The 15,764-nt window shown below is 61.0% G+C and carries 15 protein-coding genes, 1 tRNA gene and 1 rRNA gene; 4 read left to right on the top strand and 13 right to left on the bottom strand.

Annotated features, from left to right (window positions below):
• Positions 1-20 precede the first annotated feature (20 nt).
• The 3 genes from AC4CWH_RS16950 to AC4CWH_RS16940 form a co-directional block, all read right to left on the bottom strand.
• The gene (locus AC4CWH_RS16950) at positions 21-692 is read right to left on the bottom strand and encodes a GntR family transcriptional regulator (RefSeq protein ID WP_491319631.1); all 672 of its coding nucleotides are present in this window, start codon (positions 690-692) and stop codon (positions 21-23) included.
• Positions 693-786: 94 nt separating this feature from the next.
• A complete protein-coding gene (locus AC4CWH_RS16945; RefSeq protein WP_491319630.1) occupies positions 787-1,794 on the bottom strand; it encodes an alpha/beta hydrolase family protein in 1,008 nt (335 codons plus the stop codon).
• Positions 1,795-1,879: 85 nt separating this feature from the next.
• Positions 1,880-2,779 (bottom strand): helix-turn-helix domain-containing protein, encoded by a 900-nt coding sequence (locus AC4CWH_RS16940; RefSeq protein ID WP_491319629.1) that lies wholly within the window; start codon positions 2,777-2,779, stop codon positions 1,880-1,882.
• Positions 2,780-3,115: 336 nt separating this feature from the next.
• Here AC4CWH_RS16940 and AC4CWH_RS16935 point away from each other — a divergent pair, with 336 nt between their 5' ends.
• Positions 3,116-4,567: an aldehyde dehydrogenase gene (locus AC4CWH_RS16935; protein WP_491319628.1), complete on the top strand. Its 1,452-nt coding sequence runs from the start codon at positions 3,116-3,118 to the stop codon at positions 4,565-4,567.
• A 56-nt stretch (positions 4,568-4,623) separates the two neighbouring features.
• On the opposite strand, the gene AC4CWH_RS16930 is transcribed toward AC4CWH_RS16935, so the two are convergent.
• Positions 4,624-5,610, bottom strand: coding sequence for a hydrogen peroxide-inducible genes activator (locus AC4CWH_RS16930; protein WP_491283228.1), 987 nt, complete (start codon positions 5,608-5,610; stop codon positions 4,624-4,626).
• A gap of 93 nt (positions 5,611-5,703) precedes the next feature.
• Between AC4CWH_RS16930 and AC4CWH_RS16925 the strand changes: the two genes are divergently transcribed.
• Entirely contained in the window at positions 5,704-5,937 is a 234-nt protein-coding gene (locus AC4CWH_RS16925; RefSeq protein WP_491319627.1) for a YdcH family protein, read from the top strand.
• Positions 5,938-6,075: 138 nt separating this feature from the next.
• Positions 6,076-7,053 carry a sodium-dependent bicarbonate transport family permease gene (locus tag AC4CWH_RS16920; RefSeq protein WP_491319626.1) on the top strand — a complete coding sequence of 326 codons (978 nt, stop codon included), beginning with the start codon at positions 6,076-6,078 and terminating at the stop codon, positions 7,051-7,053.
• A gap of 110 nt (positions 7,054-7,163) precedes the next feature.
• Here AC4CWH_RS16920 and AC4CWH_RS16915 read toward each other — a convergent pair whose 3' ends face one another.
• From AC4CWH_RS16915 to AC4CWH_RS16885, 7 genes are all read right to left on the bottom strand, one after another.
• Positions 7,164-8,144 (bottom strand): sensor histidine kinase, encoded by a 981-nt coding sequence (locus AC4CWH_RS16915; RefSeq protein ID WP_491283225.1) that lies wholly within the window; start codon positions 8,142-8,144, stop codon positions 7,164-7,166.
• A gap of 125 nt (positions 8,145-8,269) precedes the next feature.
• Positions 8,270-8,641, bottom strand: coding sequence for a DUF423 domain-containing protein (locus tag AC4CWH_RS16910; protein ID WP_491319625.1), 372 nt, complete (start codon positions 8,639-8,641; stop codon positions 8,270-8,272).
• Complete coding sequence (locus AC4CWH_RS16905; protein WP_491319624.1) at positions 8,641-9,039, bottom strand: group II truncated hemoglobin; 399 nt, start codon at positions 9,037-9,039, stop codon at positions 8,641-8,643. Before AC4CWH_RS16905 ends, AC4CWH_RS16910 begins: the two co-directional genes overlap by 1 nt.
• A gap of 102 nt (positions 9,040-9,141) precedes the next feature.
• Positions 9,142-9,324, bottom strand: coding sequence for a hypothetical protein (locus AC4CWH_RS16900; protein ID WP_491319623.1), 183 nt, complete (start codon positions 9,322-9,324; stop codon positions 9,142-9,144).
• Between the two features lie 87 nt (positions 9,325-9,411).
• Positions 9,412-11,307, bottom strand: a complete 1,896-nt coding sequence (locus AC4CWH_RS16895; protein ID WP_491319622.1) for an ABC transporter ATP-binding protein — start codon at positions 11,305-11,307, stop codon at positions 9,412-9,414.
• Between the two features lie 17 nt (positions 11,308-11,324).
• Complete coding sequence (locus AC4CWH_RS16890) at positions 11,325-13,178, bottom strand: ABC transporter ATP-binding protein (RefSeq protein WP_491319621.1); 1,854 nt, start codon at positions 13,176-13,178, stop codon at positions 11,325-11,327.
• A 288-nt stretch (positions 13,179-13,466) separates the two neighbouring features.
• Complete coding sequence (locus AC4CWH_RS16885) at positions 13,467-13,853, bottom strand: GNAT family N-acetyltransferase (RefSeq protein WP_491319620.1); 387 nt, start codon at positions 13,851-13,853, stop codon at positions 13,467-13,469.
• Between the two features lie 155 nt (positions 13,854-14,008).
• Here AC4CWH_RS16885 and AC4CWH_RS16880 point away from each other — a divergent pair.
• Positions 14,009-15,069, top strand: a protein-coding gene (locus tag AC4CWH_RS16880) for an IS630 family transposase (protein WP_491319619.1) whose coding sequence is annotated in 2 segments (ribosomal slippage) — positions 14,009-14,501 and positions 14,501-15,069 — 1,062 coding nt in all. Because the reading frame shifts where the segments join, the coding sequence is not laid out codon by codon here.
• An 85-nt stretch (positions 15,070-15,154) separates the two neighbouring features.
• Here AC4CWH_RS16880 and AC4CWH_RS16875 read toward each other — a convergent pair.
• Positions 15,155-15,231 (bottom strand) — tRNA-Met (locus tag AC4CWH_RS16875).
• 227 nt (positions 15,232-15,458) lie between these two features.
• Positions 15,459-15,573: ribosomal RNA gene (rrf, locus tag AC4CWH_RS16870) — 5S ribosomal RNA — on the bottom strand.
• Positions 15,574-15,764 lie beyond the last annotated feature (191 nt).

Raw genomic sequence — 15,764 nt, 5'->3', positions numbered from 1 at the left:
TCTTCTCTCCCTGGTGTCGTTTATTCGAAAAGGTCCGGGTGCTCTGCCTCAAGCCTTGGCAGGTCATGCAGCAGTTCGCAGAGGTGGGCGGTCATGGCGGCACGCGCCGCCGTCTCATTGCGCTGATCGATGGCCGCCACGATGGCGCGGTGTTCCTCGATCAGCTTGGCAAGCGTGTCGGGCGCATGCAGCGAAAGGCAGCAGGCGCGGTCGATATGGGCCTTCAGGTCTTCCACCACAGCCCAGGCCATCGGCAGCCCGGCCCCTTCCGCCAGCGCCTTGTGGAAGAGATCGTCGTAACGGCGGAATTCGGCGCGGTTGCCGCTCTCTGCGGCCCGCGCCTGCTCTTTCAGGCAATCATCCAGCCGCTGGCGCGCGTGAAAGTGGAAGGCATTACAGGCGGCCTTGACGATCGCCGTCTCGATGGTCTCGCGGATAAAGGCCGCCTGCATCAGCTTGGAGACGGAAATCTTGGCCACCACGGCACCGCGCTGCGGCAGGATCTCGACGAGCCGGCTTTTTGCGAGCGCAATCAGCGCCTCACGGCCCGGTTGACGGGATGAGCCATAACGTTCGCCGATCTCCTGCTCGGAAATGCGCGCGCCGGGTTGCAGCACCAGCGTCAAGATATCGCCGCGCAACTGCCGCTCCACCTTGTGCGCCATGCTTTCCGATGCCGTCCTGACAGTCATGGGCGATCCCGAACCATTTTGTTGCGTACACTTCCATACAATAACATACGACATGGTTCAACCCGCCGGAGTTTGATGAACCGGCACCGTATGGTCAGGGAATGTCGGTGGAGAGCAAAGCTTGGCGGAACTGCTCGGGCACCGCACCATCCCGCAGGAAGGTCAGCGCCAGCGGCCAGAGCGCATCGCGAAAGCGATCATGGAAAAAGGCGAAATGGCCGACCGAGGCGTGGCCGATATCGCCGGGGGCAAGATGCAGATGCTGTCGGTCCGCAGTCTCGAAATAAGCCAGCAGCCGGCGCACGGCCGGGATCGTGCCGTGGGGATCATCAGACAGGCTGATGGCGAGGATCGAAGCCGTGACGTTTCGAAACCGCTTGCGCAAGACATCAGGGTCGTGCCTGCCGCCGCTTCGATCCTGCCGGCAGACGGTGTCTTCGAAGCGGGCTTTCATGCGGCTCCAATTGCGCGCGACGCCTTGCGGCGTGTCCTCCATCCAGCCGAGGCGCTTGGCCGGGAAATAACCGAAGATCGCCGTGAGAACAGGCATGACCACGTGCCATTTCCACAACATGCGCCACCGCTGTTCCGGCGCATAATCACGCCAGTGGGCATATTGCGAGCCGACGGTGACGATGCGGCGCAGACGGTGGTTGGACGGCGCAAGGCCGATTACACATCCGCCGATGGAATGGGCAACGACATCCACCGGGCGCCCGGGAAAGCGCAGCGCGAGAAAACCGAGCGCCGCTTCGACGTCCTTTTCGCCCCAATCCACCCAATCGGCCTCAAGACCGCGCATCTGCTGTGGCCGAGACTGATCGATGCCGCGATAATCGAAGGTCAGCACGTCAAAGCCATTGTCGAAGAGATAGGTGGCAAAACGCTGATAATAGCGGCAGCGCACGGAGGTGGCGGAGGCGATGAGGACGACGGGTCGATCTGCCTGCGTTTCAGCCGCCTGCCAGAGAAAGCCCCCCAGACAATAGCCATCGGCAGCGGCAAAGCGAACCGGAATGCCTGCCTGCATCGCTCCGAGTCCGGCCCCGGCGCCGCCCGCGGTCCAGTTCGCCTGCACCCCCTCTTCGGTCGAAGATGTCATCTGTCGCTCCTTTGCCTGCCAAGGTAGAGGAGCGTTGATGCGAGGCAAGTTGAGCGAAAGTCTAACGGAGCGCGTCCCTGCCCCCTCAGGGCCAGGCAGCATAACTCGTGTCTGCCGCCAGCCGCTTCTGCTTTGGCCCGGCACGGTGGGTGCGCGGCGAAACGCCGGCAACGCGCTTGAAAAAGCGGCTGAAATAGGCGGCATCCTTGAAGCCCAGCGCATCGGCGATTTCGGCAATCTGCAGGGAAGACCCATCGAGCAGGATGACAGCTTCCGCCACCAGCCGGCCATGGATGAAATCGAGCGGCGTGCGGCCGGTGGCGCGCCGGATGGCCGTGTTCAACCGGTCCGGCGTCACGCCCAGCGTTCGCGCATAATCCGGCACCGTCCAGTGGTCGCGCACATGCAGGTCGACAAGCTGCACGAAACTTCTGACGATGACGCGCGGCGACGGCTTTGGCGTTTCCCCGACAGGCGCTGCCAGGCGCCAGACGGCAATCAGCAGCAGCGACAGGTGATGGCGGATGGCCTCCTCGGCGCCTGCCATACCCGCGGAAATCTCCTCCTCGATCAGCCGGATGGTGGCCAGAATCCGTCTCGATGCGGCAAGGGTGACGCGCTGGCCAAGAATGGGCCGGGAAATGGCGTCGCGCACCTGCGCAAAGACGGCGCCTGCCGGCATGGCGGCACCGAGTGTCTGGTCGGGAATGGCCAGCATGCCGCCATCGGCACCGGCCTCAAGTGACAGCGTGGCGCTTTCGCCGGCCGGAAGCCACAGGATCAGCGGCGCCACCAGTGGCTGGCGGCGGCGGGAGGTGACGATTTCTCCCGCTCCCGATGACAGCACGAAGAGCCGGCTGCGGGTGCCGCGCAGGGTCCATTCGTTGCGCGACAGCGAGCCGCCGAACAGTTGCGCATCGGTGACCGACGGCGGCTGGATCCGCGGTGGCGCCTGACCTCCCGAACTCTTGATCGCGTCTGGCATGCGGCTCTCCCCTCTCTCGTGAAAAGTACAAGTTTCTCCTCTAATTGTCTATTTGGTGCGCGCGCTCCTCGCGCTACTGTCTGCCGGTCAACACGCGGACGCGCAGGAGGAGATGCGATGCCGCGCCTGAAAAGGGAGGCCGATCAGGGTTGGCACGGGAGGTTTGTCATTCAAGACATCACGTTGGCCGCAGGATCAGTGTGCCGGCCGGCAGGTTATGGCGCGGCATTCACCTGCGCCAGAACTTCGTGATATCGCCTTGAAGAAAGCGCCCGATCACGCGGCCATGGCCGCGACACCGCGCAACAGTTTTGGGAAGAGAAAAGGAAGAACCACATGACCGTTCTGGGTTTCAAGATCAACAATGCCGAAGTCGAGGCCATTGACGGGCGCAGCTTCACGCGCCTGAACCCGATTTCGGGTGAGGTGGCAACAGAAGTGTCGGCCGCCTCCGTGGAAGATGCGCGCGCGGCTGCCAATGCCGCCGCCAGGGCGTTTCCCGCCTGGTCCGCCACCAACCCCGCCACACGCCGCAAGGTGCTGATGGCGGCTGCTGACCGCCTGCAGGAAAAGGCCCCGCAATTCGTGGAAGCCATGGCCGCCGAAACCGGCGCCACCGCCGGCTGGTCAATGTTCAACGTGATGCTGGCGGCCGACATGCTGCGCGAAGCAGCCTCCATGACGACGCAGATCAGTGGCGAAGTCATCCCGTCCAACCGTCCGGGCACGCTTGCCATGGCGGTGCGTCAGCCGGCCGGCGTCATCCTCTCCATGGCGCCGTGGAATGCGCCGGTCATTCTGGGCGTGCGCTCGTTGGCGCTGCCGCTTGCCTGCGGCAACACGGTGGTGCTGAAGACCTCCGAAATTTGCCCGCGCACCCATCGCCTCATCGTCGATGCCCTGCATGAGGCCGGCCTGCCGGAAGGCGTGCTGAACGCCATTTCCAACGCCCCGGAAGATGCCGGCGAAATCGTCGAGGCGCTGATTGCGCATCCGGCCGTGCGCCGCATCAACTTCACCGGTTCCACCCGCGTCGGCCGCATCATTGCCGAAACGGCCGGCCGTCACCTGAAGCCGGCGCTGCTGGAACTGGGCGGCAAGGCCCCGTTCGTGGTGCTGGATGATGCCGATCTGGATGAGGCGGTCGCTGCCGCTGCCTTCGGCGCCTACATGAACCAGGGCCAGATCTGCATGTCGACGGAGCGCGTCATCGTTGATGACAAGATTGCCGATCAGTTCGTTGCTGCCCTTTCCGCCAAGGTCGCGACCTTGAAGGCCGGCGATCCCGGCAAGGGCGATACCCCGCTCGGCTCGGTGGTCGATGCCCATGCCGCCCAGCGCCTCGACATGCTGGTGCGCGATGCGGTGTCGAAGGGCGCCGTGCTTGCCGCCGGCGGCACGTTCAACGGCACCATCGTGGATGCGATCCTGCTCGACCGCGTCACGCCTGCGATGCGCATTTATGGCGAGGAAAGCTTTGGTCCGGTTGCCAGCATCGTGCGCGTCGGCTCCATGGACGAAGCGGTGCGCGTGGCAAACGATACCGAATACGGCCTTTCGGCTGCGGTCTTCGGCAAGGATGTCAACCGCGCCATGGCGGTTGCGCGCCGCATCGAATCGGGCATTTGCCACATCAACGGTCCGACCGTGCATGACGAAGCACAGATGCCTTTCGGCGGCACGAAAGCCTCCGGTTACGGTCGCTTCGGCGGCAAGGCCGGCATCAACGAGTTTACCGAACTGCGCTGGCTGACCATCCAGGACGGCCACCTGCATTACCCGATCTGATTGTTTTTGATACCCGCTCTTGCCTATCCCCTAACGGGCAAGAGTGGGTGATACTGTCATTTCGGGACGACCGAAAAGGACCTGGCTGTCCCAGCAGTCAGGTCCTTTTCATGTCGTGGCTCTTCGCCGCCAATGATCATCTGGTCGGTCACCACCGCTGATGCCAGGACCGTCAACTGGCGAAAATGAGCCGCGCGTGCGCTCGTGCGGCGCCAGAAGAAACCGATCTCGCGGCGCGCCGGCCAGTCCTCGATCGATAAAAGCGCGATATTGGCGCCACGGGTGAATTCGGAACGGACGTAAAGCTCGGGAAACAGCGACAATCCCATCTCGATCGACACCATCTGGCGCAGCGCATCGAGGCTCGTTCCCTCGTAATCCTCCAGCATGATTGCGCCCGAAAGGGCTGCGAGTTCGCGGACGTTTTCGAGAAGACGGTGGCCGCGCCCGAGCGTCAGCAACTGCTCGCCCTTCAGTTCCTTCAGCGTGACAGAAGGCCGCTCTGCAAGCCGATGGTTGCGCGCCACCCCCAAAAAGATCTGCTCGATGCAGATGCCCTCGAAGGCGAACGCCGCCTCATCCTGCGGACGCTGGCCAAGCGCGCAGTCGATGGCGCCGCTGCGCACCTGTTCTTCCAGAAGGGCGGGCCGGTCCTCGCGCACATGCAGGCGAAGGGCGGGGTAACGCCCGTGCAGGCTCGGCAGAAAGGACGGCAGGAAATAGGGTCCGAAAGTGGGCACCACGCCGAGCCGGATCAGCGAACCGAGATTGTCGCGGCCGGCAGAGGCGAGCGTGACAATGTCATCCAGCGTTGCCAGCACCGATCTTGCGGCCGCCGCCACCTCTGAGCCGATGGCAGAGAGTTCGATGGCACCGGGCGTGCGCTCGACAAGACTGACGCCCAGCTGTTTTTCGAGAAGCGCGATCTGCACCGAAAGCGTCGGCTGCGACACATGGCAAAGCTCTGCCGCCCGGCCGAAGTGCCGGGCGGTGTCGAGGGCGACCAGATATTCGAGTTGTCGATGCGTGGGACGAAAGGCCATGGCAATAGAGAATAACTATCGCTTTAATTCTGTCAATGAATTGGAACTATCGATCTCGGTCCGGCATAGATGTTTTCAGAAAGGAGACAACCCATGAACCCCTTGTTGAAGGCGCTGAAATCCCGCCACCGGATTATCGAAGACCGGATCCATACGGAGCAGAAGTCACCGGCGCCGGACAGCCTGCGCATCATGGCTTTGAAAAAGATCAAGCTGCGGATGCGTGAGCAGATCGAGTTTCTTCAACGCGCCGGCCATTCGAGCACACATCCGGGTGAGACATTGAGGATCCGTTCGCCGCGACGCACCGGCCTGTCCTACGTTTAAGCCTGCTGGACCATCCCCTTGCACCATCCTGATAACAGGCTCGGCGGGCACGCGCCGTAACGCTTTCCCGCCAGTTGAAGGCGAGACGATCCCCATCGTCTCGCCTTTTTTTGACGCCTCAATTCAGGAATTTCCATCATGGATGTGTTCTTTTCAATCGCGCAGCAGAACATGCTGTCTGCGCCGATCCTTTTCTTCGTGCTCGGTTTTGCCGCAACGCTTGCCGGCGGCAACCTAAGCCTGCCGGATGCGGTCTCGCGCATGCTGGCGCTTTACCTGATGCTCGCCATCGGCTTCAAGGGCGGCGCGGCGCTGACAGAAACCACCGCGCATGGGGAATTCGCATTACTTCTTGTCGCCGGCATAACACTTTCCGCACTCACACCGCTTCTCGGCTACGGCCTGCTTGGCCGGGTCAGCACGCTGCCGCCCATTGAACGCGCGGCTGTGGCTGCCCATTACGGCTCCATTTCGGTCGTCACATTCGCGGCCGCCTCCGATGCACTCACACGACTTGGCATTGCCTCGGATGGTTTCATGGTGGCCGTGGCTGCTGCCATGGAAACGCCGGCGATTTTCTGCGCGCTGCTGCTGATCTTCCGTCGCAACACCCCGCAGGCCGAGGATGCCGCCAAGCGGAAATCGGCGCTGGTCGAGGTCTTTCTCAACGTCACCATCGTCATCCTCCTCGGCTCCTTCCTGATCGGCCTTCTGACGGGAAAAAGGGGCATGGCGGAAATGTCCGGCTTTATCGTCGATCCGTTCCGCGGCGCGCTCTGCCTGTTCCTGCTCGATCTCGGCACCAAGGCCGCCTCCGGCCTGCGCAAGAGCTGGCCGGAGATGAAGCCGCCACTGCTGATCTTTGCCATCGCCATGCCGCTTGCCGGCGCACTGCTTGCAGCAGGTCTCGCCACGCTCGTCGGCGCCTCCACCGGCAATACGGCGCTGCTGATCACGCTGGCCGCCAGCGCCTCCTATATTGCCGCACCCGCCGCCATGCGGATTGCCGCACCGGAGGCCCGCCCGGCGATCTATCTCGGCCTGTCGCTCGGCATCACCTTTCCGTTCAACCTGATCATCGGCCTGCCGATCTACTTTGCCCTCGCCGGCATCTGACACCTCCAAACGCCCGGGCAGCCTGCAGACGCTGTGGCAGCACTTCAGCGCCGATATCGACCGACTGGTGGCTCGGTATCGGCACTGTCGAAGACAGGGACCCCGGGGATCTATTCGGCGTTTTTCTGGCGCGCCTGGCGGGGCAGGCTCAGCACGCAGCGCAGCCCGGTCGCATCGAAATACAGCGCTGCCTTGCCGCCGCCGGGTGACAGTGCTGCCGTAATCAGGCGCGAACCGAAACCCTTGCGTGTGGGCGCCGAGACCGGCGGGCCGCCCTCCTCGCGCCAGACGATCTCGATCGTCTCGGAGAGCAATTCCCATTCAACACGCACGATGCCCTGGGCCACCGAAAGCGCACCATATTTGGCCGCATTGGTGGCCAGTTCATGGATGACCAGCGCCAGCCGCGGCGCCGTCTCCGCATCCAGCGCAATGGCTGCCCCCTTCAGCCGCAACCGCTCCTGATCATAAGCCGACAACAGAATGCGCAGCAGCGTTTCCACGTCGTTCGGCATGGCCTGGTGGCCGGACGACAGCCGGTGCGCTTCCGAAAGTGCCCGCATGCGCCCTTCAAAGCGCGGCATGAATTCGGAAAGATCGCCGCTGGAGCGCGCCGTCATCTGGGCAATCGCCTGGACCAGCTGCATGATGTTGCCAACCCGGTGGCGCATTTCGCGGGCGAGAACTTCCGCTTCGTTTTCCGCCTTTTCGAGCGCCGCCATCAGGCTCTGCATCGCGTGCATGATGGCAATCGTCAGCGCGCCAAAACTCGTGAACACCGAGGAGGATAAAAGCGCGCTCGCATAACTGACAGGCCGGGCATAAACCCAGACCACCACCGCAAAGATCAGCCCGCAGATCATCAGCGTCGTGCCGCCTGCGCGTCCGCCCCAGGCCGTAGCGAGCACGATGAATGGGAAAAAGGTGATGAAGGGTGCGCCGAGCAGAATGTCGTTGAGTGCAAGCCACAGACCTATGGAGACCGCCGCGCACAAAAAGGCGATCAGCTGACCGGCAAGAAATGACGGCCTGCTGCGCGGTACAAGGTACATCCACCAGGCGTCCCCCACCTGGATTTTATGCTCACCCATCCTCGACTCCAACTGCGTCAGCATATTCGAACTCATGCGAATTCATAGCCACCCGCCACGCAATAATTCCTACGTGAATTCGGTGGCTTGGAGCTGTTGCAAGGCAGGATTGTGGGCGCTGCGCGTCAGACGTCCCGGCTACGCCAGAAGGCGCCGGCGGCAAGCAGCAGCCAGCCGGCCATCATGCCCATGCCGCCTGCGGGCGCTGCCATGGGAAAGAGGCCGGCATGGCCGAAATGCCGCATGACGAGATCGCCCGCAAACAGGACGGTGCCAATGGCGAGAACGGTGGCGGACAGGGTAGCGGTACGGATCTTGCCGCCTGCAAGATAGAGACCCAGGAGCACCGGCGCATGGGCAAGGCACATAGTGGAGGCAGATCCCAGCAGGCGTCCATCGCCGCCATGGCTTGCCGCAGCCGCCAGCGCCACGCCGGATGCCCCCATGAAACCCGCCAGCATCAAGATCAACGGACGGACCGTTTCCAATGCACGCATCACGGCTGTTCCTCACGGTTCTGCATATGGTGGGCAAGCCGCTCGATGGGCGGCCAGATGATGTCGCGCAGTTTCGGATTGCTCACGGTGTCTTCAAGGGCGCGGGAAAAACACAGCAACCATTCATCCCGCTCTGCCACGCCGATAGCAGCGCAGAAATGACGCGATCTCAGCCGGGGATGACCGTATTTTTCCACATAGACGGGAGGGCCGCCGAGATAACCGGTCAGATAATCATAGAGCTTGTCTTCGCTGCCTGAGAGATCAGCGGGATGGATGGCCCGGCAGTTTTTCGCCTCCGGAAGCGTATCCATCAACTGGTAAAACCGCCGCGTCAGCGCCCGGATCGTCGCGTCACCGCCAATGGCCTCATAAAGCGTGATGGTTTCGCCGCTCATATCGTCAACCCGTCCTTGATCTCTAAACGGGTGTTAGACCTTCGCCCGCGAGGCGGCAAGCAGGCAAGGCGCCGCAGCCCGGCTGCGGCGCAGAAAAGCCGGTTACTCGGAGCCGGGATCGATATCCTTGGTGCTCTCTGACGGCAAAGCGCCACTTCCCGGCGTCTTTTCGTGATCATCCACCTTCGAGCGGGCCTTCGGGCCAGCCGGCAAGGTTGCGCTATAAGCGCCATCAGACTTATTTTCGCCTTCGACCGACTTCTTGGCTTCGTTGTTCTTGTCCATCATCTTCTCCTTCGGTTTCAGAGGAAGAACGAGGCCTGAGAAGGATGGTTCCGCCGGCACGCATGACCGAGCCGCAAGAGGTTTGAATCAGGTTTCACCCCGATGCGCGGCCTCTTCCACCACATCATCCGGAATATCATCGAAGGAGGAATAGTTGAGGTTATAGAGCTTCGAATAAAGCTTTTCGTTGCGCATCAGTTCGCCGTGGTTGCCGCTTTCAATCAACTCACCGTTCTGCAGCACAATGATGCGGTCAGCTTCCCGGATGGTCGCCAACCGGTGGGCGATGACGAGACCGGTACGGCCTTCCAGCAGCTTGACCAACGCCTTCTGGATGAGCATTTCCGTATAGCTGTCGATATTGGCGGTCGCCTCATCGAGAACGAGGATCTTGGCATCGGCCACCAGCGCCCGAGCAAAGCTGATCAACTGCCGCTGGCCAAGCGACAGGTTGCCGCCGCGCTGGCCAAGAATGCTGTCATAGCCCTCCGGCATGCGCAGGATGAAATCATGCGCTCCAACAGTTTTTGCCGCCGCGATCACCTCGTCGCGCGTTGCATCCGTCTTGTGGTAGCGGATGTTTTCCAGCACCGTGCCGGTAAACAGAAACGGCTCCTGCAACACCATGGCGATCTGGCGGCCGAGCGAATCCTGCGTGAGGTCGCGCACATCATGCCCCCCCACCAGCACGGCACCTTGCTGCACTTCGTAGAAGCGGTGGATCAGCGACATGCAGCTGGATTTGCCCGATCCCGTCGGGCCGACCAGCGCCACCGTCTCGCCGGGGTTCACCTTGAAGCTGACATGCTTCAGCACTGGGTGCTTGGGATTATAACCGAACACCACGTCGCGAAATTCCACCGAACCATCCATATCCGGAGACAGAACTTTTGCATCCGGCTTGTCCTTGATGTCGATGCGCACATCCAGAACATCCGTCAGCCGCTGGCCGGATGCCATCGCCCTCTGCATGACCGAATATTGCAGTGTCAGCGAACGGATCGGATCAAAGAAACGCTGGATGTAAAACAGAAACGCCACCATCACGCCGACATCAAGCGCCTGGTTCAGCACCCGCGCACCGCCGACCACGATGACGAGCGCCATGGCGACACCGGTCAGCGAATCGACGATCGGCACCATCACCTGCGCAAAACGCGCCGCCGTGAGATGCGTTTTCAGGTTCGCAGTGGCCTTGTCATCGAACAGGTTGAAGTTGACCGACTGGCGATCCATGCCCTGCACGGCGCGTACGCCATGAATGGCTTCGGCCAATGCGCCGCTTGCCACCGAATTCGTCTCATGCGCGGCCATGAAGGATTTGCGCGCCCGCGGCAGCCAGAAGATGCGCACGATAAACAGCACCGGCAGCGCAGACAACGTCAGCAGGCCGAGCCCGAAATCGAGATAAAGCATCACGACGACGATGCCGATCAGAAGCGTGATATCGCCGACCGAAAGAACAGAGGTTTCGAGGAATTCCTGCATGGAATTGACGTCGCCCTGCAGGCGCGACATCAGGCGGCCGACTTCCGTCTTGTCCATGAAGGACAGAGAAACATATTGCAGATGCGAGAACATGGCCCGGCGAATATCAAACAACACGTCTTCGGCCACATTGCCGACCAGCGTTTCCTGCGCGTAGCTGGCGGCGAAATTGATGAGAATCGCGAAGCCGAAGGCGAGGATCGCATAGATGAGGGCAGTGCGCGTTCCGCCCGGCTGCATGCCGTGGTCGATCGCATACCGGATGATCAGCGGAATGGCGAGCTGCATGGCGGTAAACACGAGGACCGCGACAACCGCCAGCGCCACCTGTTTGCGATAAGGCCGCACGAACTCCCAGATGCGCGCAATAATGTTCTTGTCGAACACCTTGCCAAAAATTTCCTCCTCGATGCGGTGAGAGCCGACCACGGCACGCGGCGGGCGCCGTCCATCATCGCGCACGTCGGCCCGTTCGGTTTCCAGTTCTTCAGCCATGATGGTCTCCTCCCGCCTCAGCCGGTCAATGCGTCGTCGCCGGGGCGGACCTGCAGGTCATAAAGGGCGCGGTAACGGCCATTCTCAGCCAGAAGCTGCGCATGCGTACCCTGTTCAACGATGCGACCATCCTCGACAAACAGGATACGGTCAGCATGCATCAGCGAGCTTAGGCGGTGGGCGACGATGATCGTCACACGTTCCGAGGCATAACGGCGCATGGCATAACGGATGCGCTGCTCTGTTGCCGCATCAATCGCGGCAGTCGAATCGTCAAAAACCATCACCGCCGGCTTCAGCATGACCGCCCGCGCAATCGACAAGCGCTGCCGCTGGCCGCCCGACAGCGAGACGCCGCGCTCACCCACAACAGTGCCATAACTTGCGGGAAGGCCGAGCACGTAATTATGAAGCTGGGCGCTTTCGGACGCCCTGGCGATCTGGACCTCCTTGGCCCAGGGATCGCCGTAGGCAATGTTGTTTTCGATGGTGGTGGTGAAGAGAAAGCTGTCCTGCTGCACCACGACAACGGAGCGGCGCAGGGATTTCAGCGTGACCGAGCGAATATCCTGCTCGTCAAGCGTGATACGCCCGGCCGTCACATCATAAAAACGGGGAATGAGATGCGCGATGGTGGATTTGCCACTGCCGGGCGGGCCGACAATGCCGATGGTTTCGCCACGTTTTGCCTCGAAAGACACGCCCTCCAGCACCGGGTTTTCAGGGCTTGCCGGATAGGAAAAACCGACATTTTCAAACCGCAACGTGCCCTCACCCAAAAGCAACGGCGGCGCATTCGGCTCATCTTTGACCGCCACATCCAGATCGAGAAGGCCAAACAGGCGCGCGCCGCAGGTGGAGGCGCGGGCGAAGGCGTTGACCATCAGCCCAAGCTGGCGCACCGGCATCTGCAGGATCGTCATGAAGGTCAAAAACGAAGCGAGCGTACCCACGGTGATCTCGCCCGCCATCACCTTGCCACCACCGACAAACAGCACGAGACCCATGGCAGCAAAGAAGGAGAGCGTCATGGCACTGGTATTGGCGACCCGGATCCCCACTCGTTGGTGAGCAAGCTCCAGCGCGCTTCGCGACGCGGCATCGAATTTTTCCAGTTCGTGATCCTGCGCGGCAAAGGCCCTGACGACACGAATACCGCCGAGATTTTCCTCCATCACCCGCGTCAACACCTGCAGGCGCTCCTGAAGATCAAGCCAGGTGGCCCGAAGCCGAAGCTGCGTGACCGAAGAACGCCAGCCAACAAAGGGCACGAAGCTGAGCGCCAAAAGCCCCAGCACCACATCCGTCGACAACAGCAGGTAGGCGCCTAGCCCGATCAGCACCGACAGAAAAATCATCCGCACCAGCGCGGTGGAAAAATACATCCGCACCCCTTCCAGATCGAGAAGGCCGATGGTGATGAGATCGCCGGAATGGACGCTGTCATGGAAACTGAAGGAGAGACGCTGGATCTTCTCATAACAGGCAAGCCGCAGCTCATAGCCGATATGGTGGCCGACCGCTTCGCTGTAATAGTTCTGCACCATGGTGAAAAGGCCGCGCAGAATGCTGGCGCCCAAAAGCAGAAGCGCCGTCACCAGCAACGCATCCTGCGCCACCGCACCGGCAGAACCGCCCGCACCAATCCCCTGCGCCTCATCAATCGCGCGCCCCAGAAGTTGCGGGATCATCAGCTGGAAGCCGGAGGCAATGAAGGTCGCACCGATTGCGAGGGCCGATTGCCAAGGGTGACGAAGCGCCATCACGGTAATGCGCGTCAGGATCGAAAGCCCCTTGCCCCATCCTGCAGCCTTCACATGCGCCCGGGAAGCCGAATGCCCGCCGGAGCCGATCCTGGTCTCGGTCGTCACGATATCATTCCAAATATTTGGCCAAGCGATGGACCATAGTGGGTCCGGATGAGACCCGGACCTGAAAAGCATGAGGGGTGATTTAGGCTGCCGCTTGAAGAAGGGAAGCTCGATTGGAACCTGATTCGCCAAAAAACAAAAGTGATTGTTTTATCGATTTCCGGGGTCGCGTTATTTGCCGGGGCGGTGTGGCAAGATGGATGGCGGACCTTGGCGGCCCCAAACCGGTGGCCGTTGACGACGGGCCGGCCAAAAAAGCTAGTCGCCGTCTGGCCCGTCGAAACAGCCTCAGTTTAGCTTTATCAGGCCTGCTTCGGTGTGCCTGAACCCGCAATCTCTATAGAGCGACGTCAGATGTGGTTCGAAATCGACATGCAACCACGTCGCTCCGCGCTGGCGGGCGACGTTTGTCGCTTCGAGCACCATGCGGGTCGCGATACCCTGCCGTTGGACCCTCGGATCGACGCAGGTATCCAGGATAAAGGCATAAGCACCGCCGTCCCAAGCTACATTGACGAAACCAACCAGCCGATCATCGACATAAGCGCCGATATGCGCAAGACTGCGCGCGAGCACAGCGGCGAAGCCTTTTCGCACCGGGCTACCCCAGGCATGGACCCAGAGCAAATTGACCTCATCTTCAGATGGAAAGGGATCAACGCGCAGCATCACCATGTGGTCACCATCCTACACCGGGATAGGGTTTGCCATTTAAACAAAAGCCACGACGCCCGTTATCCAATAGCTCATACCAATCGTCGCTGAGACTGACTCTTGGGATTCCCAAAAGCCGACGAATCTGAATCTCTAGCTCAAACAGGAGGTTTGCGATGGGTTCAGCGCTTTCTTTACGGTCGGATTTCGACGGGTCCATGCTACGGCGACTGGCCCGGCAGACGCGCGATGCCGATCAGGCGCGGCGGCTTCTGGCGCTCGCATCGATCTATGACGGCGGTTCACGGGCCGATGCCGCTCGGCTCGGCAGCGTGACCGTTCAGATCGTGCGCGACTGGGTGGTCCGCTTCAATGCTCGCGGTCCCGACGGACTGATCAACGGCAAGGCTCCGGGAAAACCTTCTCTCCTGAACGACGAACAGCGAACGGCCTTGGCGCAAGCCATCGAGCGCGGACCGACATCTTATCTTGATGGCGTCGTCCGATGGCGTCTGTGTGATCTGGCTCAATGGATTTGGGAAGAGTTCCGCATCTCGGTGAGCGAGGAGACCCTGGGGCGCGAAGTGCGTGCCATGGGGTATCGCAAGCTCTCGGCTCGCCCAAGACATCATGCGCAGGATCCGGAGGCGGCCGAGGCATTTAAAAAAACTTCCCCGCCGCTGTGGCAGAAATCACCGCCGGCCCCGCCAAGGGCAAAGTGATCGAAATCTGGTTCCAGGACGAAGCTCGGATAGGCCAGAAGAACAAGATTACCCGCCGCTGGGCCAGGCGGGGATCGAGGCCGTCCGCGCCGCACGACCAGCGAACCCGTTCGGCCTATATCTTCGGTGCCATCTGCCCCAAGCTTGGCAAGGCCGCCGCTCTCGTCATGCCGTGGTGCGACACCCATGCCATGAACCAGCATTTGATCGAGATATCCCGCAACGTCGCGGACGATGGCCATGCCATCCTCATCATGGATCAGGCCGCATGGCACATGTCCAACAATCTCATCGTTCCTGAAAACATCACCATCCTGCCACTACCGCCCAAGTCGCCTGAATTGAACCCTGTCGAAAACATCTGGCAGTTCATGAGGGACAACTGGCTCTCGAACCGCATCTTCAAGACCTACGAGGATATCGTCGACCATTGCTGCTACGCTTGGAGAACCCTGCAGGACCGACCATGGAAGATCATGTCAATCGGAAGACGCAAATGGGCGCAAGGGTTCTGATCAATGACGGTTGGTATCAGATGTGCGGCGGGTTATAAACGCAAAAATCCCGCAGCGTCTTGTGCTACGGGATTTGTGGAATATTTGGTTGCGGGGGCAGGATTTGAACCTGCGGCCTTCAGGTTATGAGCCTGACGAGCTACCGGGCTGCTCCACCCCGCGCCAAGAGCGTGCACTGATAGTTGCGACGCTTTAGAGACTTACAGCAAAAAGGCCGCTTTGAGCGACCCTTTTGTTATCGGCTGGGCCGTTAGTGTTTGTGACGAGAAGATTGGCGGATTTGCAAAGTTCAAACCGCGAGGTATTTGCGAGTGCAAAACCTGGGTATTTGCTTTCGCAAAACCCGACGGATTTGCAAGTGCAAACCGTGACAACATTGCCTTTAGCAGACCTGGCAGCGACCTACTCTCCCGCGTCTTGAGACGAAGTACCATTGGCGCAGGGGCGTTTCACGGCCGTGTTCGGAATGGGAACGGGTGCAGCCGCCCCGCCATGACCACCAGGTCAGCTAAGGGCAATGTGTTGAGAAGCTGGTAACTAGGGCTTAGCCAATAGGCAGTAGCCAATAGTTTTTTTTGAACACGTCTTTTTTCTTTCATGCGGCCGTATGAGCAGGTCACCCATACAGGCCTTTGGCCGTCGCCAATCGTTTGGCGCGCCGTCTGCAGCGTAGCATCCGAAGGATGCGACAGCGT

It is taken from the genome of Neorhizobium sp. PAMB6716 (assembly GCF_058242805.1).
Note: the sequence above shows the minus strand (reverse complement) of the source record. Positions and strands in the feature narration are given on the sequence as shown.